Source organism: Georgenia subflava (assembly GCF_009193155.1).
GTDB classification, from domain to species: domain Bacteria; phylum Actinomycetota; class Actinomycetes; order Actinomycetales; family Actinomycetaceae; genus Georgenia; species Georgenia subflava.
Genome location: NZ_VUKD01000002.1, coordinates 215,837 through 241,806, shown reverse-complemented (window position 1 = coordinate 241,806; position 25,970 = coordinate 215,837). Strand labels below are relative to the sequence as shown.

Annotated in this window: 22 protein-coding genes and 1 pseudogene; 8 read left to right on the top strand and 15 right to left on the bottom strand. The window is 73.8% G+C overall.

Going from position 1 to position 25,970, the window contains the following annotated elements:
- The first annotated feature begins 77 nt into the window (after positions 1–77).
- The 5 genes from GD748_RS07635 to GD748_RS07615 all read left to right on the top strand — a co-directional run bounded on the left by GD748_RS07635 (position 78) and on the right by GD748_RS07615 (position 3,281).
- Positions 78–920, top strand: a complete 843-nt coding sequence (locus GD748_RS07635) for an SMP-30/gluconolactonase/LRE family protein (protein ID WP_152194606.1) — start codon at positions 78–80, stop codon at positions 918–920.
- A gap of 132 nt (positions 921–1,052) precedes the next feature.
- Positions 1,053–1,727, top strand: coding sequence for a uridine kinase family protein (locus GD748_RS07630; protein ID WP_152194605.1), 675 nt, complete (start codon positions 1,053–1,055; stop codon positions 1,725–1,727).
- A gap of 38 nt (positions 1,728–1,765) precedes the next feature.
- Positions 1,766–1,969 carry a ribbon-helix-helix protein, CopG family gene (locus GD748_RS07625; protein ID WP_152194604.1) on the top strand — a complete coding sequence of 68 codons (204 nt, stop codon included), beginning with the start codon at positions 1,766–1,768 and terminating at the stop codon, positions 1,967–1,969.
- Positions 1,966–2,337 (top strand): type II toxin-antitoxin system death-on-curing family toxin, encoded by a 372-nt coding sequence (locus GD748_RS07620; RefSeq protein WP_152194603.1) that lies wholly within the window; start codon positions 1,966–1,968, stop codon positions 2,335–2,337. Before GD748_RS07625 ends, GD748_RS07620 begins: the two co-directional genes overlap by 4 nt.
- 77 nt (positions 2,338–2,414) lie before the next feature.
- Positions 2,415–3,281 (top strand): DUF4349 domain-containing protein, encoded by an 867-nt coding sequence (locus GD748_RS07615; RefSeq protein ID WP_152194602.1) that lies wholly within the window; start codon positions 2,415–2,417, stop codon positions 3,279–3,281.
- A gap of 145 nt (positions 3,282–3,426) precedes the next feature.
- Here the strand turns inward: GD748_RS07615 and lysS are convergent, their stop codons facing one another.
- The 14 genes from lysS to dacB all read right to left on the bottom strand — a co-directional run bounded on the left by lysS (position 3,427) and on the right by dacB (position 20,179).
- Complete coding sequence (lysS, locus tag GD748_RS07610; protein ID WP_152195044.1) at positions 3,427–5,031, bottom strand: lysine--tRNA ligase; 1,605 nt, start codon at positions 5,029–5,031, stop codon at positions 3,427–3,429.
- Between the two features lie 192 nt (positions 5,032–5,223).
- Positions 5,224–5,691 carry an aspartate 1-decarboxylase gene (gene panD, locus GD748_RS07605; protein WP_152195043.1) on the bottom strand — a complete coding sequence of 156 codons (468 nt, stop codon included), beginning with the start codon at positions 5,689–5,691 and terminating at the stop codon, positions 5,224–5,226.
- Between the two features lie 32 nt (positions 5,692–5,723).
- Positions 5,724–7,607 carry a pantoate--beta-alanine ligase gene (gene panC, locus GD748_RS20240; protein ID WP_405002668.1) on the bottom strand — a complete coding sequence of 628 codons (1,884 nt, stop codon included), beginning with the start codon at positions 7,605–7,607 and terminating at the stop codon, positions 5,724–5,726.
- A gap of 46 nt (positions 7,608–7,653) precedes the next feature.
- Complete coding sequence (locus GD748_RS07590; protein WP_226920952.1) at positions 7,654–9,525, bottom strand: PH domain-containing protein; 1,872 nt, start codon at positions 9,523–9,525, stop codon at positions 7,654–7,656.
- Complete coding sequence (locus GD748_RS07585) at positions 9,522–10,085, bottom strand: PH domain-containing protein (RefSeq protein WP_152194601.1); 564 nt, start codon at positions 10,083–10,085, stop codon at positions 9,522–9,524. Before GD748_RS07585 ends, GD748_RS07590 begins: the two co-directional genes overlap by 4 nt.
- A 250-nt stretch (positions 10,086–10,335) precedes the next feature.
- Positions 10,336–10,821, bottom strand: coding sequence for a DUF3180 domain-containing protein (locus GD748_RS07580; RefSeq protein ID WP_193312876.1), 486 nt, complete (start codon positions 10,819–10,821; stop codon positions 10,336–10,338).
- Positions 10,821–12,107 (bottom strand): 2-amino-4-hydroxy-6-hydroxymethyldihydropteridine diphosphokinase, encoded by a 1,287-nt coding sequence (gene folK, locus GD748_RS19465; RefSeq protein ID WP_226920950.1) that lies wholly within the window; start codon positions 12,105–12,107, stop codon positions 10,821–10,823. Before folK ends, GD748_RS07580 begins: the two co-directional genes overlap by 1 nt.
- A complete protein-coding gene (folP, locus tag GD748_RS19855; protein ID WP_152195041.1) occupies positions 12,104–12,895 on the bottom strand; it encodes a dihydropteroate synthase in 792 nt (263 codons plus the stop codon). The genes folK and folP overlap by 4 nt, the downstream gene beginning before the upstream one ends.
- Positions 12,896–13,009: 114 nt before the next feature.
- Positions 13,010–13,714, bottom strand: coding sequence for a GTP cyclohydrolase I FolE (gene folE / locus GD748_RS07565; protein ID WP_452176685.1), 705 nt, complete (start codon positions 13,712–13,714; stop codon positions 13,010–13,012).
- Positions 13,715–13,773: 59 nt separating this feature from the next.
- Positions 13,774–15,837: an ATP-dependent zinc metalloprotease FtsH gene (gene ftsH, locus GD748_RS07560; protein WP_152194599.1), complete on the bottom strand. Its 2,064-nt coding sequence runs from the start codon at positions 15,835–15,837 to the stop codon at positions 13,774–13,776.
- A 232-nt stretch (positions 15,838–16,069) separates the two neighbouring features.
- Positions 16,070–16,609 (bottom strand): hypoxanthine phosphoribosyltransferase, encoded by a 540-nt coding sequence (gene hpt, locus GD748_RS07555; RefSeq protein ID WP_152195039.1) that lies wholly within the window; start codon positions 16,607–16,609, stop codon positions 16,070–16,072.
- 49 nt (positions 16,610–16,658) lie between these two features.
- Positions 16,659–17,708, bottom strand: a complete 1,050-nt coding sequence (gene tilS, locus GD748_RS07550; RefSeq protein WP_152194598.1) for a tRNA lysidine(34) synthetase TilS — start codon at positions 17,706–17,708, stop codon at positions 16,659–16,661.
- A 7-nt stretch (positions 17,709–17,715) separates the two neighbouring features.
- Positions 17,716–18,780 (bottom strand): zinc-dependent metalloprotease, encoded by a 1,065-nt coding sequence (locus GD748_RS07545; protein WP_152194597.1) that lies wholly within the window; start codon positions 18,778–18,780, stop codon positions 17,716–17,718.
- 13 nt (positions 18,781–18,793) lie between these two features.
- Positions 18,794–20,179 (bottom strand): D-alanyl-D-alanine carboxypeptidase/D-alanyl-D-alanine endopeptidase, encoded by a 1,386-nt coding sequence (gene dacB, locus GD748_RS07540; protein ID WP_152816351.1) that lies wholly within the window; start codon positions 20,177–20,179, stop codon positions 18,794–18,796.
- 152 nt (positions 20,180–20,331) lie between these two features.
- On the opposite strand from dacB, the pseudogene GD748_RS07535 reads away from it, so the two are divergent.
- Positions 20,332–20,823: pseudogene (locus tag GD748_RS07535) on the top strand (inorganic diphosphatase); the annotation flags it as partial.
- A 366-nt stretch (positions 20,824–21,189) separates the two neighbouring features.
- Here GD748_RS07535 and GD748_RS07530 read toward each other — a convergent pair.
- Positions 21,190–22,572, bottom strand: a complete 1,383-nt coding sequence (locus tag GD748_RS07530) for a C40 family peptidase (RefSeq protein WP_152194595.1) — start codon at positions 22,570–22,572, stop codon at positions 21,190–21,192.
- A gap of 631 nt (positions 22,573–23,203) precedes the next feature.
- On the opposite strand from GD748_RS07530, the gene GD748_RS07525 reads away from it, so the two are divergent.
- On the top strand, positions 23,204–24,562 hold the full coding sequence (locus GD748_RS07525) for a bifunctional o-acetylhomoserine/o-acetylserine sulfhydrylase (protein ID WP_152194594.1): 1,359 nt from the start codon (positions 23,204–23,206) through the stop codon (positions 24,560–24,562).
- A gap of 101 nt (positions 24,563–24,663) precedes the next feature.
- Positions 24,664–25,824 carry a homoserine O-acetyltransferase MetX gene (metX, locus tag GD748_RS07520; protein ID WP_152816353.1) on the top strand — a complete coding sequence of 387 codons (1,161 nt, stop codon included), beginning with the start codon at positions 24,664–24,666 and terminating at the stop codon, positions 25,822–25,824.
- The last annotated feature ends 146 nt before the right edge of the window (positions 25,825–25,970 follow it).

The following is a 25,970-nucleotide window of genomic DNA, read 5'->3' as shown; positions in this document are numbered from 1 at the left end:
GCACCAGGTGCACCGAATCCTCCCCAGAGATCCCGCTCCCGGTGGGGCGGTGACGGCGGATCGGCCAGACTGGGGGCATGAGCACTCCCGAGCAGATCACCGACCCGCTGTGCTACCACGGAGAGGGCCCGGTGTGGTCCGAGTCCTGGGGCGGGCTGCGCTGGGTCGACATGCTCGCCGGCGACCTGATGACCCTGCGCGGCGACGGCACCGTCGACAGGCTCCACGTCGGCGACGTCGCCGCCTTCGTGCGCCCACGGACGGCCGGCGGGTACGTCGTCGGGCTCGAGCGCGGCATCGCGCTCGCGGACGGCCCCGACGAGCTCCCGGTGCCGCAGCCGGAGCTCTGGTCCGACACCGGCATCCGCTTGAACGAGGGCGGCTGCGACCCCGACGGCAACCTCTACGCCGGCGGCATGCCCTACGTGAAGACGCCGGGCGCCGCGCAGCTCTACCGGATCACGCCGGCGGGCGAGGTGGCGGTGGTCCTGCCGGAGGTGACGACCTCCAACGGCATCGACTTCTCCCCCGACGGCACACGGGCGTACTACAACGACACCCAGACCGGCGGCACCGACGTCTTCGACGTGGTCGACGGCGAGCTGACGAACCGCCGCCTGTTCCACTCCGCCGACGACGGCCGGGCCGACGGGCTGTGCGTCGACGCGGGCGGGAACGTCTGGGTCGCGCTGAACCGGGTCGGCCGCGTGCGCCTGTACTCGCCGACGGCGGAGATCCTCACCGAGATCTCGTTCCCGGTGCACCTGACCACGGCGTGCACGCTCGGGGGCGCGGACGGACGCGACCTGTTCGTGACCACCTCGCGGGAGAAGCTCGAGGACCCGGAGCCGGAGGCCGGTGCGGTGTTCCGGGTCCGGGTCGACGTACCTGGGCGGCCGGTGCTGCCCTACGCCGGCTGACCCGGCAAGGGGCCGGGCTGCGGGAGGCCAGTAACGTCGCCGCACGCTCGACGTCGTCGTCGTCGGCTGATCGCACGGGGCCTATCCTGGTCGGGGCCCGCACCGGGTCGGAGGCGGTCGGAAGGACGTGGCATGACCCTGGGCGTGGACGACTCGGACGACACCGAGCACGGCGCGCAGGAGGGTCTGTTCGACCTGCCGCCGGGCTCGCGTCACGCGGCTGCGCGAGTCGTGCTGCTCACCGGCCCCTCGGGCTCGGGCAAGACCTCGCTCACCCGCCGGATGGGCCTGCCGGTCGTCTCGCTGGACGACTTCTACCTCGACGGCGACCACCCGGACCTGCCGCGCCGCTACGGCGTCGTGGACTGGGACTCGCCGCGTACCTGGGACCGCACGGCCGCGATGTCCGCGCTGCTCGAGCTGAGCCGGACCGGGAGTGCCGAGCTGCCCGTCTACGACATCCCCACCAACGCGCGCACCGGCACCACCAGCCTGTCGCTCGACGGCTTCCCCATCTTCATCGCCGAGGGCATCTTCGCCGCCGAGATCGTCGAGGCGTGCCGCGAGGAGGACATCCTCGCCGACGCGCTGTGCATCTTCCGGCCCCGCGCGCAGACGTTCTGGTTCCGACTCATGCGTGACCTGGGCGAGGCACGCAAGCCGCCGATGACCCTCGTGTGGCGCGGGCTGAACCTGGCGCGCAACGAGCCGGCCATGATTCGCGACCTGCAGGCCAAGGGCTGCCGCAAGGTCCGCGTCGACGAGGCCGAGCGCGACATCCGCACGCTGCTGCTGACGGCGAGATGACCTCGACCGACATGGTACCGAGTCGGTACCATGTTGACATGGCGCTGAACCTGCGGTTGTCCGAGGCCCAGGACCGGGCACTGACAGAGCTCGCTCGGAGCCAGGGCGTGAGCAAGAACGAAGCCGCTTTGCGTGCTATCGAGGACGCCTGGGCGCGGCGTGGGCACGAGGACCAGGTGCGCGACCTGACGCGCGGCGCCGTCGAGCGCTATCGGCCACTTCTGGACCGCCTCGCCCAGTGATCAGCTACCTCGACCTGGAGGACCTGCTGGTCCTGTGCGAGGAGCTCGGCAACCTTCAGGTGCGCGACCTCGGCCTCCTTGACTCTGCCGCGCACCGCCCTGCCAGCAGCCTCTTCGGTGCCGATGCCTACCCCGACATCCACACCAAGGCGGCCGTCCTCCTCGAGTCGATCGTCCGCAACCACCCGCTCGTCGACGGCAAAAAGCGGCTGGGCTGGGTGGCGGCCGTCGTTCTCTACGGACTCAACGGCCTCGTTCTCGACGCTCCGGAGGACCCGGCCTATGCGCTGGTGATCTCCGTAGCCGAGGGAAGCGCCTCCTACGACGACGTCGCCCGAACGCTCGCCGGCTGGACGTTCGCGCGGTAGGTCACGTCCCGGCCACGATCGGGCTACGACTCTGCAACACCGGCTCCAGCCGCCGCCGGACGGCCTACGTTCCAGGCATGAGAGCCGTGCGCCGGGTCCTGGGTCTGCTGCTGATGGTCGTGCTGCTCGCGTCGTGCACCGGGCAGGGCGGTGCGGACAGCGGCGGCGCGGAGGGCGCCGGGGACGCCGGGGCAGGGGCAGGGGCCGAGGTGGAGCAGGCCGCGGCAGACTCCGACGTGGGCGGTGACCGGCAGGTGATCACCACCGCGTCGGCCACCGTCCTGGTCGACAGCCCCACGACGGCGGCCGACGAGCTGGTGCGGCTGGCGGAGACCGCCGGCGGCCGGGTCGACCAGCGCACCGAGCGCGCCGCGGACGCCGACGGCTCCGGCTCGCTGCCCTCCGCCTGGCTCGTCGTCCGGGTCCCGGCCGACTCGCTCACGGGCCTGCTGGACGACCTCGAGGGCCTCGGCGAGGTTCGTGACCTCTCCCAGGAGTCCGAGGACGTCACCCGCGCGGCACGCGACCTCGACGCCCGCATCACCGCGCTGCAGACGTCGGTGGACCGGCTGCTGGGCATCATGGCCGAGGCCGACGACAGCGCGGCTCTCATCGCCGCCGAGACCGCCATCAGCGAGCGGCAGTCCGAGCTGGAGTCGCTGCAGTCCGAGCGGGACTACCTCGCCGACCAGGTGGCGATGTCGACCCTGCGCGTCGACCTCGTCGCCCCGACGGACGCGCGCATCGAGGCGGAGGGCTTCCTCGGCGGCCTGGAGACCGGCTGGAACTCCCTGGTCGCCGCGGCCGGCAGCATCCTCGTCGTCACCGGTGTGCTGCTGCCCTGGCTGGTCGTGCTGGGTGTCCCGCTCGCGGTCGTGCTCTGGCTCCGCCGTCGTGGCCGCGCCGGCGCCCCGACCGCGACCCCGGTCGTCGAGGAGCAGTAGCGGTGGCCACGGCCGGGTCGTGGCTCTCACGCCGGTGCCGGGGCTGGCTGCAGCCAGATCACCCGACCGCTGCGGGAGCTGGCGCAGACCCTCAGCCTGGAGCCAGTCGTTCAACGGTGCCCCGCCACCGGTGCGGCGGCGCGACTCAGCGGCGCTTGACCAGCGGGAACGTGATCGTCTCCCGGATGCCGTGCCCGGTGAGGGCCATGAGCAGGCGGTCGATCCCCATGCCCATGCCGCCGGCCGGGGGCATGCCCTGCTCCATCGCCTCGAGGAAGTCCTCGTCGAGCACCATGGCCTCCGGGTCACCGGCCGCCGCCGCGAGCGCCTGCTCGGCGAACCGCTCGCGCTGGACCACGGGGTCGACCAGCTCGGAGTAGGCGGTGGCGAGCTCGAAGCCCCGCACGTAGAGGTCCCACTTCTCCGCCACCCCGGGCCTGCTGCGGTGCGCTCGGGTCAGCGGGGAGGTGTCCACCGGGTAGTCGCGCACGAAGGTGGGGGCGTAGAGGTGGTCGCCGACCAGGTGCTCCCAGATCTCCTCGACGACCTTGCCGTGGGTGTAGTGCGGCGCCATCTCGAGCCCGAGCCGTGCGGCGTGGTCGAGCAGGGTGGCCATCGGCGTCGCCGGGGTGATCTCCTCGCGCAGCGCCTCGGAGAGCGAGTCGAACAGCGAGAGCTCCGCCCACAGGCCGCCCAGGTCGTACTCGGTGCCGTCGTCGAGGGTGACGGTCGTCGAGCCGAACGCGTCCGTCGCGGCGCGCTGGATCAGCTCGCGGGTGAGCGTCGCCATCGTGTCGTAGGAGCCGTAGGCCTCGTAGGCCTCCAGCATCGAGAACTCGGGCGAGTGCGTGGAGTCGGCGCCCTCGTTGCGGAAGTTCCGGTTGATCTCGAAGACCTTCTCGATGCCCCCGACCACGGCCCGCTTGAGGAAGAGCTCGGGGGCGATGCGCATGTACAGGTCGATGTCGTAGGCGTTCATGTGGGTCACGAACGGCCGCGCGGCGGCGCCCCCGGGCTGGACCTGCAGCATCGGGGTCTCGATCTCGACGAACTCGCGCTCGTCGAGGGAGCGGCGCAGGGACCGCACGACCGCGGCGCGCGTGCGCACCATGTCCCGGGCGGCGGGGCGCATGATCAGGTCGAGGTGGCGACGGCGGACGCGGCCCTCCTCGGAGAGGGCGACCTGCTCGCCGGCCTCGTTCTCGTACGTCTTCGGCAGCGGACGCAGCGCCTTGGCGGCGAGCTGCCAGGAGTCGGCGAAGATGCTCAGCTCGCCGCGGCGCGAGGCGATGACGCGGCCGCGGACGAAGAGGTGGTCGCCGAGGTCGACGTCGGTCTTGAAGGCGGCGAGGGACTCGTCCCCCACCTCGGCCTTGCTGAGCATGGCCTGCAGCTGGTTGCCGGCCCCGTCCTGGAGGGTGGCGAAGCAGAGCTTGCCGGTGTTGCGCAGGTACATCACGCGGCCGGCGAGGCCGACGACGACGTCGGTCTCCTCACCGGCCTCGAGGCCGGAGTGCTCGGCGCGGACCGCGGCGACCGTGCTCGTGATCGGCAGGGTGACGGGGTACGGGTCGATCCCGGCGTCGAGGAGGCGACGGCGCTTCTCGGCGCGCACGCGCACCTGCTCCGGGGCGCCGTGGCCCGCCTCGTCCTCGTCGTGCTCGACGGTCACTGTCACGTCCTGGTCGGTGCTCTGCTCGGTCACCGCACAAGGGTAGCCGGGCGGCCGGGGACAGCCGCGCCCGGACATGCGCCGCTCGACGCGCCCGACCACGGCTGGATGTCCCCGGCCGTGCTCCCGCGGCACTCGCGATGTCCGCATCCTCCCGAGGTCCCCATCCGCATCTGCGGAACTCGGCACAGGACTCGGACGTCACCGGTGCCGCGAGCACCAACAGAGCCGAGACGGACGACGACGGCGACCGGAGTCGCCGGGTGGGCATCAGGCGCCGGGCTCGGGCTCGGCTCCGGACTCCAGGCCGGCGCGGTAGCTCGCGGTGGTGATACCGCTCGGCTCCACGTGGCGGGCCTCGCCGGCGTCGACGTCGGGAACCTGCCCGGGCTCGACGCCGACGTCGACGATCTTGTTGTGCTCGTCGACGAAGACCACGTGCGGGGTGTAGCTGCGGGCGTCGGCGTCGTCGAGCTGGCCGTAGGCGATGAGGATGACGAGGTCGCCGGCGTGCACGAGGTGCGCGGCGGCGCCGTTGATGCACAGGATCCCGCTGCCCCGCTCCCCCGGGATCACGTAGGTGGTCAGCCGCGCCCCGTTGGTCACGTCGACGACGTCCACCTGCTGGCCGGGCAGGAGGTCCGCGGCGTCGAGGAGATCGGCGTCGACCGTGATCGAGCCGACGTAGTGCAGGTCCGCCGCGGTGATCGTCGCCCGGTGGATCTTGGCGATCATCATCGGGCGCAGCAACGAGCGGGGAGAACGGTCGGTCACGGTCGCGGTCCTTGCAGGTCGACGGTCATGTTGTCGATGAGCCGGGTGGGCCCCACGCGGGCAGCCACGGCGAGCAGCCCCGGCCCCGAGTCGCCCTCCGCGAGCGGGAGGAACGTGCCGGGGTCGACCAGAGCAACGTAGTCGACGTCCACGCCCTCGGCCGAGCCGAGCACCTCGGTGGCGGCCGCCAGCACCCCGTCGACCCCGGCCCCGGCAGCCGCGGCGTCCTGACCCGCCCGCAGGGCGCGCACGAGCGACAGCGCCCGGGTCCGATTGGTCGCCGAGAGGTAGGTGTTGCGGCTCGACATGGCCAGGCCGTCGTCGTCACGCCTGATCGGGACGGCGACGATCTCGACGCCGAGATCGAGGTCACGCACCATCGTGCGCACCAGCGCGAGCTGCTGGGCGTCCTTCTGCCCGAAGACCGCCAGGTCCGGCCGGACGAGGTTGAGCACCTTGGCCACGACCTGGAGAACCCCGGCGAAGTGCGTCGGCCGGGTGCGCCCCTCCAGGACGGTGGCCACCGGCCCGGGGTCGACGCGGACCAGCGGCTGCGAGGGGTAGACCTCAGCGTCGTCGGGCGCGAAGACGACGTCGACGCCCTCGCCCGCGAGCAGGGCGAGGTCGGAGTCGAGGTCGCGCGGGTAGGCGTCGAGGTCCTCGCCCGGCCCGAACTGGAGCGGGTTGACGTAGACGGAGACCACCACGTGGTCCGCCCGGGCGCGCGCCTCGCGGACGAGCGCCAGGTGACCGTCGTGGAGGGCGCCCATGGTCATCACCAGGCCACGGGTGCCCGGCAGGACCGCGAGCGCGGCGGCTAGCTCGGTGCGGGTGCGGACCACCACGGGCTCCAGCGGCGTCACCTCCGCCGTGGCGCGGACGCCGGTCCGGGCGGCCGTACCGGCAGCCGGACCGTTCGCGGCCGTGCCGTGGGTCCCGGCGGCGCCGTGGCCGGTCGCGGCCGGGACGGGGGCCAGCGCGTCGAGCAGCTCGGCGGCGGTCGCGGCGCCGATCCGTTCGTTGGCGAGCGCCCGCACGGTGGTGGCGCGGGCGAGGTGCCGGTAGGTCTCGGCGACGTCCCCGAGGTCTTCACCGGCGAGCGCGGTCAGGGCGTCCAGGTGCGCGCGGACGGTCCCGACGTCGCCACGTACGACCGGTCCGGTCAGGCCGTGCTCCCCTCCTCGGAGGGCGCCGTCGAGGGCGGCGCTGAGCAGCGGGGTGAGCAGCGCGCCGGGCTCGTCGATGCCGGCGGCGGCCAGAGCGCGCTCGGCCTGGGCGACGAGGGTGACGAGGTGGTTGGCGCCGTGGGCGAGGGCGGCGTGGTAGGTCGGGCGCTCGGCCTCGTCGAGCACCACGGGCTCGCCGCCGATCTCGACCACGAGGGCCTGGGCGATCGGCAGCACGGGCGCCGCGGCGGTGACCGCGAACGGGCAGCCGGTCAGCCGTGCGAGATCCAGGCTCGTGCCGGTGAAGGTCATGGCGGGATGGATCGCCAGCGTGATCGCACCTGCCGCCCGGGCTGGTGCCAGCACCTCGGTGCCGTACCGGCCCGAGGTGTGCACCACGAGCTGGCCGGGCTGCCAGCGGCCGAGCTCGGCGAGCCCGGAGGTCAGCTCGCCGAGCACGTCGTCCGGGACGGTCAGCAGCACCAGCTCGGCGCGCTCGACGACGTCCTCGACCGGCAGCACGGGCACTCCGGGAAGGAGGGCCTCGACCCGGTCCCGACTCTCCGCCGAGACGGCGCTGGCGCCGACGACCGAGTGGCCGACGCTGCGCAGGGCGCTGGCGAGGACGGCACCGACGCGGCCGGCGCCGACCACCCCGAGACCGAGACGCCCGGGACGGGCCGGCGGACGGGCTGGGTGGGGTGCGGTGCTCACCGGGCCATCATCCCAGGGACGGGGCGAGCCCCGCCCCGGCGGACCGTCAGCCGGGGCGCACCGGGCCGACCCCACCCTTGTCGCCGTCGTCCCCGGTCTGACCGCCGGGACCGTCGGGACCATCCGGAGCGTCCGGGATCCTGGCGGCGTCAGCGACGCCGCTCTCGGCAAGGTCGACGGGACCGTCGGGGTCGCCGGAGCTGCCGGGGGCGCGAGGGGCGCCGGGGTCGCCGGGACCAGCAGGAGTGCCCGCGACGCCGTGGGGACCGCCAGGTGCGCTGCTCTCGCCCGGGGCTCCGGGGTCGCCGGGACCCGTCGCCGTCGGCACGGCGACACGCCTCATCCACTCCTCTGGACCCTCCGACGCACGGGCCGTGCGGGCGCGGCCGGCCTGCTCGCGCAGGATCTCCAGCGTGAGCATCTCGTCGAGGTGGTAGGCGACCGGAACGATCGGCCCAGGAACCGAGTGGGCGTGCAGGTCGGCCAGGCCGCGCCACCGCTCGAGCGGCCCCTGCGTGAGCGCCAGGGACTGGGTGCGCTCGTGCGGGACGATGACCAGGGCACGTCCGAACCGGCCGCTGCGCATCAGCAGGGCGGTGTCGGTGATGCGTAGCGCGTTCCGTCGCCAGGTGAGCGGGTCGAGCAGACGGGCCCGGCGCGGGCTGGTGTGGAAACCCGCGCCCTCGCCCGACCCCTCCAGCGCAGCGTCGAGAACGGCGCGAGCGTCCTCCACGCCGAGGTCGGGCAGCACGAGCCACAGCGCGTTGAGCGCCTCACCTCTGGGTCCGACGGGCAGCAGCACCGTCTCGACCGTCCGCTGGCCCGTTGGGTCCGCGGCGCCGTAGCCGGCCACGTTGACCTCGACGCGCCACCAGCCGTACCGGCGCCACAGGAGTGCCTGGGTGAGCTTGACGGCCTGGACCCGGCCCGGGGGAAGGGTCTGCGTGCGGGTCTCGAGCAGGCCGTGACGCAGGCGGATGCCGTCGGGCGAGAGCGCCGCACGGAAGCCGAACTCGCCGGCGAACCTGCCCCACAGGTACCCGCCCCAACCGAGCATGGCCGGCAGTGCACCGAAGAACGGAGCCATGCTGCCGCTCAGCACCGCCGCCACCACCAGGCCGGCGATCACGAGCAGGAAGACGACGAGGCCGCCGGAGAGCAGCAGCGAGCCGACGATCCGGCCCGGCGGCACCTGGAGAACCTCACGCTCCGGGGCGGCCGCGACCTGGCGGGCGGTCCCTTCGCCGCCCGCGCCCTCGCGGGTGGGGCCCGGCACGTCGACGCCTGCCGCGCGGGCCATGACCTCGTTGCGGACGTCCTGGGCCTCGGACTCCTTGAGGTAGCCGATGATGACGTTCGACTCGCTGCCGCCGGCCGTCTCGACCCGCACCTGGGCCAGGCCGAACAGCCTGCCGAGCAGGGGCTGGACGACGTCGACGGCCTGGACCCGCACGAGGCGGGCGTGGCGTTCCTGCCGGAAAAGGATGCCGGTGTGCAGGTCGACCGACTCGGCCGTGATCGCGAAGCGCATGCGTCGCCAGGCGAGCATCGAGTACAGGCCGGCCGCCAGCGCGACGACGAGCAGCACCCCGGCCGCCGCCAGGATCGCGATCGTGCGGTACCGGGTGACGGTCTCCCAGAGCTCGTCGGGAAGGTCGGTGAGCTGGTCGCTCAGCTGCCAGGCGAAGAACGCCAGCACGGCGACGACGACCTTCCACGCGTTGAGGATCGGGGTGATCTTGTGGACGCGGCGCCAGGTGACGTCGACAGGCGGGCTCTCCGCGCCGGCCGCGGTGACGTCGACAGGCGGGTTCTCCGCGTCTGCCGCGGGGGTGACGTCGACCGGTCCGGCAGCCGGCTCGGGCAGGTCGCCGAGCCCCGGCCCGCCGGCCGAGGACGCGGGACGGTCGCTGCTCACAGCCCGGCCAGCCTCGCCTCGCCACGGGCAGTGAGCCGGTCCCGCAGCCGCGCGGCCTCGGTCGGCGGCAGGCCGGGAATCGTCGCGTCGGTCTGCGCGGCCGCCGTGTGCAGCCGCACCTGGGCGACGCCGAAGCGGCGGTCGAGGGGGCCCGCGTTGACGTCGACGAACTGCATGCGGCCGTAAGGCACCACGGTCAGGGAGCGGAAGAGGATGCCGGTCCGGATCAGCAGGTCGTCGTCCGCCTCGGCGTAGCCGATCGCACGGACCTGCCGCGGGATGAGCCACAGGAGCCATGCCAGAACCGCGACCACGACGACGGGGGCCACCCACACCCACCCGCCGAAGATGACGCCGAGGGCGACGGTACCGAGCACGGGTACCGCGAACGACACCAGCAGGACGACGAGCCGTGCGGTGATCAGTCCCGCCGAGACAGGTGTGAACGTCACGCCGACCGGCTCGAAAGGACTCCTCGCGGACGGTGCACCGGGCTCGGCGGCCTCCGGCGCCGTGCCCCGCGGGGCCGCGCCCGACTGCTCGAGGGGAGCGCTGCTCATCGGTGTCTCCTCAGGTGGTTGCACGGTCCTAGCCTGGCAGATCCTGTCGTCAGGCCCATCCACCGGAGGTCGGAGCCCTGTCCGTCGCCCGGCCGACGCCACAGCCTGGCTCACCGCGGCCGAGGCAGCCGCGCTGCCGATGTCGCCCCGCTTCGCCGGACGACGTCGTCGCCGGTCGCCTGGCCGCCGACGTCGCAGCTCGTCCTGCCGTCCGAGCTGCACTGCCGGGCGCCGCCCCAGCGCCCCGGGCTCAGGCTGCGCTGGGCGAGTGGCCGGAGCGTCCGGGTGTCTCGTCGTCGTCCTCGGGCGGCACGCGGCACCACCACTCGACGAGCAGCGCGACCCCGACCAGCACCACGCAGGCGACCAGCGACAGACCGGCTGCCCAGGCCTGGTCGCGCGGCAGCGGAGCCGCGAGGTTCTCGAGGGCGAGGACCAGCTGCGCACCGAAGTAGCCGACCAGCACGGCCCCGACCAGCGCGCTCGCCTTGGCCAGCACGACCACCCTGGCTGCCCCGATCGGCGTCATCGACGTCGGGTCGCGGCGCACCAGCCTGCGGACGTTGCGCCCCAGCCAGAGGAGCACGACCGAGAGGGCGGCGGGGCCGAGCGCGGTGCTCATCGGCACCGGCACCGGCAGGTAGCCGCGCCCGTCGAGCCCGGAGAGCACGAGGTAGGAGACCAGTCCGCCACCGATCGCCAGCAGGAGAAGCACCTGCCAGGAGGTCCGTTGCATCAACGACCACCGTGCGGCTCGGCCGCGTCCGACGACTCTGCGGGTGCCGAGCTTGGGGCCGCCGAAGGCGCTGCCTCTGCGGGAACCTCCTCCGGGGTCGCCACCTCCGACGGCGCCGCAGCCGAGGACCGAACCTTGGCGGGCACCGTCTCCCTGAGCGCTGCCGCAGCCCCTCTGGCCGGCAGCTCGCCGGGGACCCATTCCAGGCTTCCCCGGTCGGCCGCCCGGTCGGCGAGCTCGGCGACCGGGCCGCCGTCCGGTCCCGGGAGGACGGCGCCGGGGTCGGCCGCGGCCCACGGGGCGAGGACGAACGCACGCTCGTGGGCGCGCGGGTGCGGCAGCGTCAGGACGGGGTCGGTGGAGCGGAGGTCGTCCACGGCGATGATGTCGATGTCGAGCGTGCGCGCGCCCCACCGTTCCTCCCGGCGACGCCCGTGCTCGTCCTCGAGACGGTGGGCGAGGTCGAGAAGCTCCAGCGGCGCGAGGGTGGTCGTGGCGAGCACGACGGCGTTGAGGTAGTCCGGCTGGGCGTCCTGCCCGGGCGCGAGCACCGGAGCGGTACGGGCCACCGGTGACACGGCGGTGACCTCGAGCCCGTCGGCGGCCGAGAGCGACTCGACGGCGGCGTGCAGGGTCGCCGCCGGATCACCGATGTTGGCCCCGAGCGCGAGCACCACGTGGGCCGGCCGGTGCGGTCGCCGCTCCAGCGCCTCGGCGGGCTCCGCGCCACTGCCGCCACCGCCGTCGAACGACGAGGTTGCTGAAGTGGTTGCTATAGCGACCACTTCAGCAACCTCGTCGGTCCTGGCCCGGTCAGCGGCAACTTCGTGGGTCCCGGACTGGTCGGCGGTCTGGTGCGCGATGTGCGCACCAGCCTCGTGCGCGATGTGCGAACCGGCCTCGTGCGCGTACCGCCGGATCGACAGCTGGACGTCGTCGAACGGCACGGTCAGCGGCGCCTGCGGCTTGTGCACCGTCACGTCCACCGCGTGGACGCCGGGCCGCGCCAGCACCGCGTCCGCGATGCGGGCGGCGAGGGTCTCCACCAGGTCGACCGGCTCGCCGCCGAGGATCGCGACGACGTCCTCCGCGACGTCGGCGTAGCTCACGGTGGCGGCGAGGTCGTCGGTGCCGCCGGCGGCGCGGGTGTCGAGGTGCAGCACGACGTCGGCCCCGAAGGTCTGCCCCTCCGCGCGCTCGTGCGCGAAGACCCCGTGGTGGCCCGTGGCGCTCAGGCCGAGCACGCGGATCTGGTCGAGCTCGCGCCCGTCCGCGTCGCGGATCACCGGTGCCCCTGCCAGGCGGCGGCCACCCGGACGGCGTCGACCGAAGCCGCGACCTCGTGCACCCGGACCGCCCAGGCGCCGGCGGCGGCCGAGAGGGCACTGATCGCCGAGGTGGCGTTGTCGCGGGCGAGCGGCTGGTCCGCGAGCGCCGGCGGGACGACGGCGGAGAGGAACCGCTTGCGCGAAGCCCCCACGAGCACCGGGTGGCCGAGCTCGGCGAGCGCGTCGAGGTGAGCGAGGAGCAGCCAGTTGTGCGGGGCCTTCTTCGCGAACCCGAGCCCCGGGTCGACGACGATCTGCTCGGGGCGCACGCCGGCGCGGCGGGCGCCGGCGACCCGCTGCTCGAGCTCGGCGCACACCTCGCCGACGACGTCGTCGTAGGTCGCCAGCGAGTCCATCGTCTCGGGCGACCCGCGCCAGTGCTGGATCACGTACACCAGGCCGGTGCGGGCCAGGGTCGGGGCCATCTCCGGGTCGGCGAGGCCACCGGAGACGTCGTTGACGATGTGGGCCCCGGCCTCGGCGGCGGCCCGCGCGGTGGTCGCGTTGACCGTGTCCACGCTGACGACGGCACCGTCGGCGACCAGGGCACGCACGACCGGCAGCACCCGCACCCGCTCCTCGTCGGGGGTGACCGGGGCGGCGCCGGGCCGGGTGGACTCACCGCCGATGTCGACGATGTCGGCGCCCTGGGCGAGCAGGTGCCGAGCGTGCGCGATCGCGACGTCGGTGTCGAACCACTGGCCGCCGTCGGAGAAGGAGTCCGGGGTGACGTTGACGACGCCCATCACCAGCGCGCGGCCCGGGTCCTGCACGGATGCGGGCAGGGGCCGCGGTCCGGTGGTGGCGCGCCGACGGCGCTCTCGCTCGCTCACGCGTCCAGGCTATCCGGCTGGTCCAGGTCAGCCGCGGTGGCCGACGATGAGGCTCATCGCCTCGGCGCGGGTGGCGGCCCGGCGCATGTGGCCGCGCACGGCGGACGTGAGGGTGCGCGAGCCCGGCTTCCGCACGCCGCGCATCGACATGCACAGGTGCTCGGCCTCGACCACCACGATGACTCCGCGCGGCTGGAGCCGGTCCACGAGCGCGTCCGCGACCTGCGAGGTGAGGCGCTCCTGGACCTGAGGGCGGCGGGCGTAGCCCTCGACCAGGCGGGCGAGCTTGCTCAGCCCGGTGACCCGCCCGTCCACGGCCGGGATGTAGCCCACGTGGGCGACGCCGTGGAACGGCAGCAGGTGGTGCTCGCACATCGAGTACAGCGGGATGTCGCGCACGAGGACCATCTCCTCGTGGCCGATGTCGAAAACGGCCTCGAGGTGGTCGGCGGGGTTCTCCGCGAGCCCGGCGAACATCTCGGCGTAGGCACGCGCCATCCGCTCAGGCGTCCCGGCCAGGCCGTCCCGGTCCGGGTCCTCGCCGACCGCGACGAGCAGGTCGCGCACCGCACGACGCACGCCCTCGGGGTCGTACGGGCGCCGGGCCGCGTCGTCGCCGGGGTCGTGCAGCGGCGCGGCGTCGCTGACAAGGTGAGGCCGCTCGGCGGCAGCGTCCGGAGACCCGGGGATGGCGCCCGGTGACTCGGGGATGGCGCCCGGTGACCCGGAGATGGCGTCCGGTGACCCGGGGATGCCGTCGCCACCCGGCGACGGCGGCGCCCCGGCCATGCTCAGGCGCCCTCGGCGGGGCCGCCGACGGTCCCGCCGTCGGGCACCTGCCCGATGCCCGGGCCGTGCTCGCCGAGGTTCGACTCGCCGGCCGCGGCGATCTGGTCCTCGGGGAGCATGCGCTCCCCGCGGGCACGCTCGGCGGCGGTGAGCACCGGCGGACGGCTGCTGACGTGCCGGTCCTCGGAGGACAGCCAGACCGGCCGCGCCTCCCGCTTGGTCACCGGGCTGAAGACGCGGGCGAGCTCGGCCTCGTTGAGGGTCTCGTTCTCGAGGAGCTCGAGGACGAGGTTGTCCAGGACGTCCCGGTAGGTGTGGAGGATCTCCCACGCCTCGTCGTGGGCGGCCTCGATCAGGCGGCGGACCTCCTCGTCGACGATCCGGGCGACGTCCTCGGAGTAGTCGCGCTGGTGGCCGATGTCCCGGCCGAGGAACGGCTCGCCCTGCGTCTGGCCGAGCTTGATCGCCCCGACCCGCTCGCTCATGCCGTACTCGACGACCATCTTCCGGGCGATCGCCGTGGCCTTCTCGATGTCGTTCGAGGCGCCGGTCGTGGGGTCGTGGAAGACGATCTCCTCGGCCACCCGGCCGCCCATGGCGTAGGCGAGCTGGTCGAGCAGCTCGTTGCGCGACGTCGAGTACTTGTCCTCGCTGGGCATGACCATCGTGTAGCCCAGCGCACGACCACGGGGCAGGATCGTCACCTTCGTCACCGGGTCGGTGTAGCGCAGGGCGGCCGCCGCCAGCGCGTGCCCGCCCTCGTGGTAGGCCGTGACCTTGAGCTCCTTCTCGTTCATCACCCGGGTGCGCTTCTGCGGGCCGGCGATGACGCGGTCGATCGCCTCGTCCAGGGCGCGGTCGTCGATCAGCTGGGCGTTGGAGCGGGCGGTCAGCAGGGCGGCCTCGTTGAGCACGTTGGCCAGGTCGGCACCGGTGAAGCCGGGCGTCCGCTTGGCCACCATGTCCAGGTCGACGCCGGGGGCCATGGGCTTGCCCTGGGAGTGCACGCGGAGGATGGCCGCGCGGCCGTGCAGGTCCGGCGCCTCCACCGCGACCTGTCGGTCGAAGCGTCCGGGGCGCAGCAGCGCCGGGTCCAGGACGTCGGGGCGGTTGGTGGCGGCGATGAGGATGACGTTGGTGTTGACGTCGAAGCCGTCCATCTCCACCAGGAGCTGGTTGAGGGTCTGCTCGCGCTCGTCGTGCCCGCCGCCCATGCCGGCACCGCGGTGACGCCCGACGGCATCGATCTCGTCGACGAAGATGATGGCCGGGGCGTTGGACTTGGCCTGCTCGAAGAGGTCGCGCACCCGGGAGGCGCCCACGCCGACGAACATCTCCACGAACTCCGAGCCGGAGATGGAGAAGAAGGGCACGCCGGCCTCGCCGGCGACGGCGCGGGCCAGGAGGGTCTTGCCGGTCCCTGGCGGGCCGTACAGCAGCACGCCCTTGGGGATCTTGGCGCCGACCGCCTGGAACTTCTCCGGCTCGGCGAGGAACTCCTTGATCTCCTCGAGCTCCTCGACGGCCTCGTCCTCGCCGGCGACGTCGGCGAAGGTGACCTGCGGGGTCTCCTTGGAGACCATCTTGGCCTTGGACTTGCCGAACTTCATCATGCCGCCGGCGCCGCCCTGCATCCGCGAGAGCAGCCACCAGAAGACGATGAAGATGATGATCATCGGCAGCATGAACGTCAGCAGCGACGTCCACACCGACGTGGTCGGCACCACCGAGTTGTAGCCCTTCTCGGGGTCGGCGGCCTCGACCGCCTGGGCCACCGTCTCGCCCTGGGGCGTGACGTAGAAGAACTCCACGCTGGTGCCCTTGTCGACGGTGTTGCCCTCGCCGTCGTCGACCTCGAACGGCTCGCTCAGCGTCATGCGCACACGCTGGGTGCCCTCGGTGATCTCGACCTGCTCGACGGTGTCGCCCTCGAGCAGCTTCAGACCCTGGGAGGTGTCGATCTGCTGCGTCCCGCTCTGCCCCAGGAGGGACCACCCCAGGGAGACGAACAGGAGCATCAGGAGGATCCAGACGAGCGGACCTCGCAGCAAGTTCTTCGCGTTCATCGAGTGTGGGCTTGGCGCCCGGTCCCTCCTGGTCGCACGGTTTCCCTGACGGTATACGACATTCCTGGACGTCGGCTGGGCGCACGGCCCGTGTTCGCGCAGGGCATGAGCGGCCAGGACCGGCGGCCTCGGCACGCGGCTCCGGCCGCGTCGGGCCGTCGGCGGGCGACCGTGGCGGCTCGGCGGTCAACCGGGGCGGGCCGGCGGGGGACGACCGGGGCGGGTCGGCGGGTCAGCCCCCGTAGACGTGCGGGGCCAGGGTCCCGACGAAGGGAAGGTGCCGGTACCGCTCGGCGTAGTCCAGGCCGTAGCCGACGACGAACTCCGGCGGGATGTCGAAGCCGACGTAGCGCACGTCGACGGCGACCTTGGCCGCCTCCGGCTTGCGCAGCAGCGTGGCGATCTCGACCGACGCCGGCCCGCGCGAGCGGAGGTTCGCCAGCAGCCAGGACAGCGTCAGGCCCGAGTCGATGATGTCCTCGACGATGAGGACGTCGCGTCCGTGCAGGTCGGTGTCGAGGTCCTTGAGGATGCGCACGACGCCGGAGGACTTGGTGCCCGAGCCGTAGGAGGACACCGCCATCCAGTCCATCTGGACGGGCAGGTGCAGCCGACGGGAGAGATCGGCCATGACCATGACCGCGCCGCGCAGCACGCCGACGAGCAGGAGCTCCTTGCCGGCGTAGTCGGCGTCGATCTGCGCGGCGAGCTCGGTCAGCCGCTCCTCGATCTGCTCCTGGCTCAGCAGCACCTTCTCCAGGTCCTGCCCCATGTCCTGCGCGTCCACGTGCTCTCCTCGCTCGAATGCTCGCCGCCGCGCCTCAGCCGGCCGACCCGAGAGTTAGCCTGCCACACCGGCGTGCGGCGACGATCCCGCCGGGGAGGGGGATGGGGCCCTGCCCGTGGAAGCCCACGACGAGGGCGTCGAGCTCCGCGACGTGCACGGCGGCGAGCGCACCGGCCGCGGCACCGGCACGGACCGCGGCGGCGCGCAGCGCCCGCGAGCGCAGGGCCGGGTGCGCGGCGGCGAGGACCTCGACGTCGAGCTCGATGTCACCCCCCTCGCGCCGAGTGACACGTTCTGGTCGGAGCGCCGTCGCGAGCAGCTCCTCGGCGAGGGTCTCGAGGAGGTCGGCGTCCCGGGTCAGCTGTGCGGCGGTGCGCCCGAGCGCCTCGACGACGCCGGGCCCCAGCGCGGCGGCGAGCGCCGGCAGGGCCGTCTCCCGGACGGCAGCACGGCGCAGCGGGCTGCCGTCGGCCGCCCGCCAGGGCCCGGCCGCCGCGTTGGCCGGGTCCCGGACGAAGTCGAGGCCGAGCGCCCGGCACACCTGCTCGGTCTGGGCCCGTCGTAGCCCGAGGAACGGGCGGCGCCACAGGCCGCGGACGGCGGGCATCCCGGCGAGGGAGCGGGCCCCGGAGCCGCGGGCGAGCCCGAGGAGCACGGTCTCGGCCTGGTCGTCGAGGGAGTGGCCGAGCAGCACGGCAGCGGCGCCCTCCCCCTCCGCGGCCGCCGCGAGCGCCCCGTACCGGGCATCGCGCGCCGCCGCCTCGGGGCCGCCCGCACCCGCGCCGCGCGGGCCGCCGTCGACGTCGACCGCTCGTACCAGGACCGGTTCCAGCCCGAGCTCCACGCACTGCGCGGCGGCCCGGGCGGCGACTCGGTCGGAGCCGGGCTGGAGCCGGTGGTCCACGACGACCGCACCGGCCGGTCGGGCGTCGCGAGCGGCGACGAACGCGGTGGCGGCGGCGAGCGCCAGGGAGTCGGCGCCGCCCGAGCAGGCGACGAGCACCCGGGCGCCGGGCGGGAGGTCCGCCAGGCAGCCGCGGACCGCCAGACGCGCGGCCGCGACGGCCGGGTGCGGGCCGGGCACGGCGGGCTCAGCCGTGGACGCGACGCACCCAGGCGGCCGGGTCGGCCACCTCGGCGGCGGTGGGCAGCAGGCCGGGCCCGGTCCAGACGGCGTTGAGGCCCTCGTGACCGACCTGGTCCACGACGGCGCGCACGAAGCGGGCGCCGTTGCGGTACTGGGCGACCTTGGCGTCCATGCCGAGCAGCCGGCGCAGCATGATGTCGAGCGTCCCGGTGCCGTCGCGGCGCTTCTCGAACGCCGCCCGGATGCGGCGCACCGAGGGGAGCCGGGACGGGCCGACCGCGTCCATGACGACGTCGGCGTGACCTTCCAGCAGGCTCATGACGGCCACGATCTCGCCCATGGCCTCGCGCTCGCCGGCCTCGAGGAAGGCATCGACCAGGGGGCCGCCGACGTCGGTCGTCGTTGTCGAGGACGCCCCACCGCCGACGGCGGAGCCGAGGGTCTCGACAACGGCTCGGACCGCGCGCTGCAGCCGGTCAGCGCCGTCGGTCGTGGCGGAGACGCCCTCGACGAGGGTCCGCATCCGAGCTGAGAGATGGTCGGCCAGCCAGGGCGCGGCGGCGAACTGCACGGCGTGGGTCTGCTCGTGCAGGCAGACCCACAGCCGGAAGTCCATCGCGTCCAGGTCCAGCTCGCGCTCGACCTTGAGCACGTTCGGTGCCACGAGAAGCAGGCGACCGGGCGGGGTCGTCGTCGGGCTGAAGGGGTCGAACTGACCGAGGACCTTGGAGGCGATCAGCGCGAGCATGACGCCCATCTCCTCCCCCGCCATCCGGGCAGAGCCGGGCAGCTTGGAGGTGGGCAGGAGACCGTTCGTCAGCTCGGCGAACATCGCCACGTTGGCCTCGGCCCAGCGAGGTCTGTCCACCACGTAGACCGGTACGCGCGCCGCCGTGGCACCGGCGGCGTGCAGCCCGGTGATGTCGGCGACGTGCCCGGGCGCCTCGGCGGCGGCCGTGCGCAGGACCTGGATCAGGGCGCGCAGCTCGGCGCGCGACCCGCGCGGGCCGGGGCGGGCGAGGCTGCCGGCACGGCGCACGGCCACCTGCCAGTCGACGGCGCTGCTCATGCGTTCACCGTACTCAGCGGCAGCCGCACGCCGCGAGCGAGCGGACCAGCGAGTCGACCGCGAGCCGGGCCTGCAGCGCCGTACCCACCTCGAGGTCCGAGGCGAGCACAGACAGGAGGAGCGGGCGGCCGTCCGCGGTCACGACTGTGCCGGTCAGGGAGATGGCACGGATCAGGGTCCCGGTCTTCGCGCGCACCCGGCCGGCGGCGTCGCCGGTCAGCCGGTCGGCGAGCGTGCCGTCCAGCCCCGAGACCGGCATGCCGGGGAGCAGGCCGTGGAGGGAGGCGCCGTCCGGGCCGCCCGCGGTGCGCAGGACGTCGACGAGGACGGCGGCGGGTACGCGGTTGCTCTCGCTCAGGCCGGAGCCGTCGGCGATCTGCACCCCGCTGACGTCGACACCGAGCTCGGCGATCTGCTGCCGCACCGCGGACGTCGCCCCGGCGAAGTCCGGCGTCGCCCCCCGCTCGACCGCGACGAGACGAGCGAGCACCTCGGCCACCGAGTTGTCGGACACCTTCAGGGTGTGGCGCACGATCTCGCCGATCGTCGCCGACTCCACCTCGCCAAGGACCTCGGCCTCGGGGTCGACGGTGCGTCGGCCGACGTTCCCGACGACCTCGATCCCGTGCTCTCCGAGCGCGTCGGCGAACGCGGCCCCCGCCTCGAGCGCGGGGTCGTCGACGAACGCGTTGCCGATGCGGCCGGCCTCGACGGCGAGCGCCTGGACCGGCATGACGAAGGTGAGGTCGATGCCCTGCCAGTCGGGGTGGTGGACGGCGCCGGTGAAGAGGCTGTCGTCGACGTCGACCTGGACGCTCGTGGTGCCCTGCTCCGCGAGCGCTGCGGCCGTGCGTGCAGCGAGGTCCGCCAGTCCCGCGCGGCCGACGACCTCGTGCGGGTCGGACTCGCCCGCCCCGAGCAGGACGTCGCCGGCACCGACGAGGACGACGCGTCCCTCGGCGGGCTGGACCGCCGAGGTGGTGAGCACCCGGTCGGCCCCGAGCGCGTCGAGCGCGGCCGCGGCGGTGAGGACCTTCAGGGAGGACGCGGGCAGCCGCGGCGTGGCGCCGTCGTGGTCGAGGAGGGTCTCGCCGGTGATGGCGTCCGCCACGACGAGCCCGAACGAGCCGGTGCGGCGGTAGTCGTCCGCGAACTCCGTCGCGAGTGCTTCCAGCCCAGCGGGGGTCGGTGCCGGTGCGCCCGCGTCCGCGCCCTCGACGGTCGGGGCGACCAGGTCCCCGCCGGGCAGGCTCACGTCGGGGAAGGGCTCGGCGGCGGCGGGCGGCGGGTCGGTCGTGAGGACCCCGGGCACGACGTCGGCCGCGTCGGCGACGCCGTAGCCCGCCAGGACGAGGACCGCGGCGGCGATCCCGCCCACCGTTCGTCGACCTCGTGCCACCACGTCTCCTGACCCTGCGTCCGTAGGCCGTTGCCGCACGACGGCCCCCGGTGCGCCACACTAGTGGCCAGGAGCGCCCGGCCAGGTCCGTGCCGGGCGTGCAAGAGTCCTGTGCGCGGGCGCCGGCCCGGGCGGGCAGAGGAAGGGAAGCCGTGGAGTTCGACGTCACGATCGAGATCCCCAAGGGGAACCGCAACAAGTACGAGGTGGACCACGAGACCGGACGCATCCGGCTCGACCGCATGCTCTTCACGTCCACGCGGTACCCGGACGACTACGGCTTCATCGAGGACACGCTCGGCGAGGACGGTGACCCGCTGGACGCGCTCGTGCTGCTGGAGGAGCCGACCTTCCCGGGCTGCCTCATCCGTTGCCGTGCGCTGGGGATGTTCCGGATGCGTGACGAGGCCGGCGGCGACGACAAGGTGCTGTGCGTGCCGGCAGCGGACCAGCGCGCCTCGTGGCGCACCGACATCGACGACGTCTCCGAGTTCCACCGGCTGGAGATCCAGCACTTCTTCGAGGTGTACAAGGACCTGGAGCCGGGCAAGTCGGTCGAGGGCGCGCACTGGGTGGGCCGCGAGGAGGCGGAGGCGGAGATCCGCAACTCCTACCAGCGCGCCAAGGACACCGGCTACTACGACGGCCACGGCTCCCCCGCCGAGCGGCCCGACGAGGCCATCACCGGCGACGGGGACCGCGTGCACGCCGACCCGACCGGCCCGGGCGACGCCACCAACGCCTGAGGTTCGCGGGAGGCCGCGCCGTCCGTCGGACGGCGCGGCCTCGTCGCGTCAGGGCTCGAGCCGCGGAACACTCTGTGTGCCGCCCGGTGTCACGTGCTCGCACGGCCCCCGCTCGGCTCAGGACGGCGGGGCGCTCGCCTGAGGAGTGGCGGACGGCGGGGCGCTCGCCTCAGGTGAGGCGGACGACGGCGGGAGTGCTCACCTCAGGAGAGCCGACGGCGGGAGCGCTCGCCTCAGGGGAGGCGAACGCCAGGAGCGCCCGCCTCAGGAGACGCGGATGAAGGTCCAGCTGGAGCTGTGCGCGCTGATCCGGGCCTCGGCCAGCGGCATCCGCGGGTTCAGCGCCGAGATGTAGTTGCCGTTGCCGGTGTAGATCCCGACGTGGCCCGGCCACCAGACGAGGTCGCCGACCCGCGCCTCGGCCGCCGAGACCCGGGTGCCGATCTGTCCCTGGCCCCAGGAGGACTTGGGCAGGTCGATCCCGAAGTGCTGGAAGACGTACCAGGTGAACCCGGAGCAGTCGAACGCCGCCGGGGTGAAACCGCCCCACTGGTAGGGCGTGCCGACGAACTGCCGGGCGTACGCCACGATCGCGGCTCCGGACACGGCCGGCGCGGGGGCGGTCGCCGGGGGCGGCGTCGGAGCGGGTGCAGGCGCCGGAGCAGGCTTCGGGCTCGGCGCCGGAGCGGTGGTCGGGGCAGGCTCGGGGCTCGGTGCTGGGGCGGCGCTCGGTTCCGGGGCGGCGCTCGGGGTCGGCGCTGGAGCGGCTGGTGCCGCCGCCGGCGCCTCGGGAGCTGCCGCCGTCGGCGTCCTCGAGTCGCTGCGCGAGGTGGCCGGCGACTGCCGCGCCTCCTGGGCCCGCTCGAGCACCTCGGCCTGCGCCTGCCGCTCCAGCCGCGCCGCCCGCTCGGCCTCGAGCGCGTCCTGACGCTGCTGCTCGAGCTCGACGGTGGTGTCACGCTGCTCCGCGAGCTGGACGATGAGGGCGGCACGCTGCTCGCTCGCGACGGCGAGCTGGGTCTGCGCGGCGCCGGCGGCCGACTCCGCCTCCTCGGCCGACTCGCGGAGCGCCTCGGTGGCGCTGGCCTGGCTGGCGACGGCGTCGTCGGCGCGGCGCTGCAGGGTGGTGAAGACCTGTTCCAGGGCGTCGAAGCGCTGGACCTGGCTCTCCGCCCGACCACCGAGCCGGTCGAGCGTGGACGAACGGGCCATCGCGTCGGCGAAGCTGTCCGCCGACAGGTACGGGGTGATCTGCGACAGGCCGGCCGAACCGTCCCGGTACAGCGCCGCGCCGATCTGCCCCAGCTCCTGCCGCGCGACCTCCAGGTCCGCCGCAGCGGCGTCCGCCTCGGCCTGCGCCGCCTCGGCGGCCACGGTGGCCGCCTGGAGCGCTCCCTCGGCGGCGAAGTAGGTCGCGTTGGCGGTGGCCGAGCGTTCCATGGCACCCTCGGCGGCCGCCGCCACCTCCGCGAGCTCGACCTCCAGGGTGGCGATCCGGCTCGATGTCGAGCTCTCGGCGGCACGCGACGCCGCGATCTCCTCCTCGCTCGGTGCCGCGTGCGCGGTCGTCCCGAGCAGCGTGGCGCCGAGGGTGAGCGCCGCGAGCGCGGCGGTCGCCCGCCGTCCGCGCTGTGAAGTGATCGCCAACTTTCCTCCAGGTCGTTCTGGCCGTCACGCACGCGCGGCGGTAGGCCGCCGTCGGACGCCCGGACAGACGTTAATCGAGTCTCAGCAGAATCTCTAGTCACTTCAGTCGCACGGTTCACATCCCCATCAGCGCCGTCGGGCTATCCGTGACGGCGCTCGGCGCGGATCGGGCGTCGCCGGAGCTGGTCGTCGCCCCCGTCGCCAGGGAACGGTCGTCGCCGGAGCCGGTCGTCGCCCGGCCACGAGGGCCCGGTCGTCGCCGGAGCCGGTTGGCGCCGGACCGGACATCACTGGCCACTCGGCGTCGGGCTGTGCACGGCCAGAAGTCGCGTCCTCAAACAGGAGGCAGGTCCACCGCAACTGGCTAATCTCGGAGCGTGAGACACCCCTCGTCAAATGTGAGATGCGCTCTTAGAGTCAGCGACATGTTCCGTCGAATGTGCCGCTGACGCGCACGTTCGGCATGCCCTCGTCCCGGTCTCCGACCGGGTGGGACGACCCGCTCGCGGTCGGTCCCGAACGGGCACCCCGATCCTGAACGTGCACGTCACTGCCAGCCCCCTCGCGGGCTGACGGGACACCGGCACAGCCGCGGCTCGTCTGCCCGCTCCCCACCCACCAGGAGCACACCATGAGCAACGAGACCCAGAACCCCCAGGCCGACTGGTCTTTCGAGACCCTGCAGGTCCACGCCGGCCAGACCCCCGACGCCGCCACCGGTGCCCGGGCGCTGCCGATCTACCAGACGACCTCCTTCGTCTTCGAAGACGCGGCGCAGGCGGCCGGCCGCTTCTCGCTGGCGGAGCCCGGCCCGATCTACACCCGCATCACCAACCCGACGCAGGACACGGTGGAGAGCCGCATCGCGGCCCTCGAGGGCGGCGTTGCCGGCCTGCTCCTCGCCTCCGGCCAGGCGGCGACGACGCTGGCGATCCTCAACATCGCGGAGGCCGGCGACAACCTCGTCGCCAGCCCGAACCTCTACGGCGGGACCGTCAACCTCCTCGAGCACTCGCTCAGCAAGTACGGCATCACCACCCGGTTCGTGGAGAACCCGGACGACCCGGAGTCCTGGCGGGCCGCCGCCGACGAGCGCACCAAGCTGTTCTTCGGCGAGACCATCGCGAACCCCAAGTCCGCCGTCCTGGACATCGAGGCCGTGGCCGCCGTCGCCCACGAGGTCGGCGTGCCGCTCGTCGTGGACAACACCATCGCCACCCCGTACCTCATCCGGCCGCTGCAGCACGGCGCGGACATCGTCATCCACTCCGCCACCAAGTACCTCGGCGGGCACGGCACGTCGATCGCGGGCGTGATCGTCGACGGCGGTTCGTTCGACTGGTCGGCCTCTCCCGAGCGCTTCCCGAACTACAACACGCCCGACCCGAGCTACAACGGCCTGGTCTACAAGGACCTCGGCGCGCCGGCGTTCATCCTCAAGGCTCGCGTGCAGCTCCTGCGCGACCTCGGCCCCGCGATCTCACCCTTCAACGCCTTCCTCATCGGGCAGGGCATCGAGACCCTCTCGCTGCGGGTCGAGCGGCACGTCGCCAACGCCCAGCGGGTGGCGGAGTTCCTCGACGCCAGCGACCAGGTCACCCGGGTCGCCTACGCGGGCCTGCCGTCCTCCCCCTGGTACGACCGCGCGCAGAAGTACGCACCCAAGGGCGCAGGCGCCGTCCTCGCCTTCGAGCTCGCCGGGGGCTACGCCGCCGGGCTGGCGTTCGTCGACGCGCTCGAGCTGCACTCCAACGTGGCCAACATCGGCGACGTGCGCTCGCTGGTGATCCACCCCGCCTCGACCACGCACTCCCAGCTCGGCCCGGAGGCCCTGGAGGCGGCGGGCGTGAACCCCGGCCTCGTCCGGCTGGCCGTGGGGATCGAGCACATCGACGACATCCTCGCCGACCTCGAGGTGGGCCTCGCCGCCGCCGCCGGCTTCACGGCCGAGCCGGCGGCCGAGACCGCCTCGGTGGAGGCAGGGGCGTGAGCGAGGCAGGCGACTGTCGGCCCGACGTCGGGGCGGCGGCCCGTGCCGCCGCCCCGGCGGGGAGCGTGGCCGGCGGGCACGACCATGCCCGCCGCACCCGGCTGCCGATCGACCCGGGCACCATCCCGGCGTCGGGCGCGTGGCGCGAGGGCGACGACCCGGGCGCCCGCCGCTTCGCCGAGATCGGCGCACTCCCCCTGGAGGCCGGCGGTCGCCTGCCGCACGTGCGCCTGGCGTACGAGACGTGGGGCGAGCTGAACGAGACCGGCGACAACGCCGTCCTGGTGCTGCACGCCCTCACCGGTGACTCCCACGTCACCAGCCGACCCGGCGAGCCCGACGGCGACCCGGGTTGGTGGAGCGAGGTCGTCGGCCCCGGGCGGGCCATCGACACCGACCGCTACTTCGTCGTAGCCCCGAACGTCCTCGGCGGCTGCCAGGGGTCGACCGGGCCGTCCTCCGCCGCTCCGGACGGCACGCCGTGGGGATCCCGCTTCCCGGTGCTCACGGTGCGCGACCAGGTCGCCGCCGAGATCGAGCTGGCCGACCAGCTCGGCATCGGCAGCTGGGCGCTGGTGGTCGGGGCGTCCATGGGCGGGCACCGCGTGCTCGAGTGGGCCGTCATGGCGCCCGAGCGGGTCACCGCGATCGCCGTCGTCGCGTCCTCGGCGCGGGGCAGCGCCGAACAGATCGCCTGGGGCCACACGCAGTGCTCCGCGATCCGGCTCGACCCGGCCTGGCGCGGCGGTGACTACTACGACGCCGCCCCCGGGCAGGGCCCGCACACCGGCCTGGGCCTGGCCCGCCAGATCGCGCACACCACCTACCGCACGCCGACCGAGCTCGACACCCGGTTCGGCCGGCTCCCCCAGCACGCCGAGGAACCGCTCTCCGGGGGCCGTTACGCGGTCCAGTCCTACCTCGACCACCACGCCGGCAAGCTCGCACTGCGCTTCGACGCCAACAGCTACCTCACGCTGAGCCAGACGATGATCACCCACGACGTCGGCCGCGACCGCGGCGGCGTCGAGGCGGCCCTGGCCCAGGTGCGGGCCGAGACCCTCGTGGTGGCCGTCGACTCCGACCGGCTCTTCTTCCCCGAGGAGTCCGAGCGCATCGCCGCCGCGATCCCCGGCGCCGGTCCGGTCTCCTACGTGCGCTCGCCGTACGGGCACGACGGTTTTCTCATCGAGCACGACCAGGTCGCCGCCCTCCTGGGACGGTTCCTGCGCGCGGTCGCCCCGGTGGCCCGCGTCCGCTGACCACCCTCGCCCCGCGGGTCTGGGACCTCGTGGGTTCCTGCGCCGCCCCCCGGCGTGCGCCCGGCCGGGCGAACGATCAGCACCGTGGCGCCGCTGCCGCGACGGCACTCTCGTCGACCGTTCTCGCAATGTGATTCTCCTTCCTT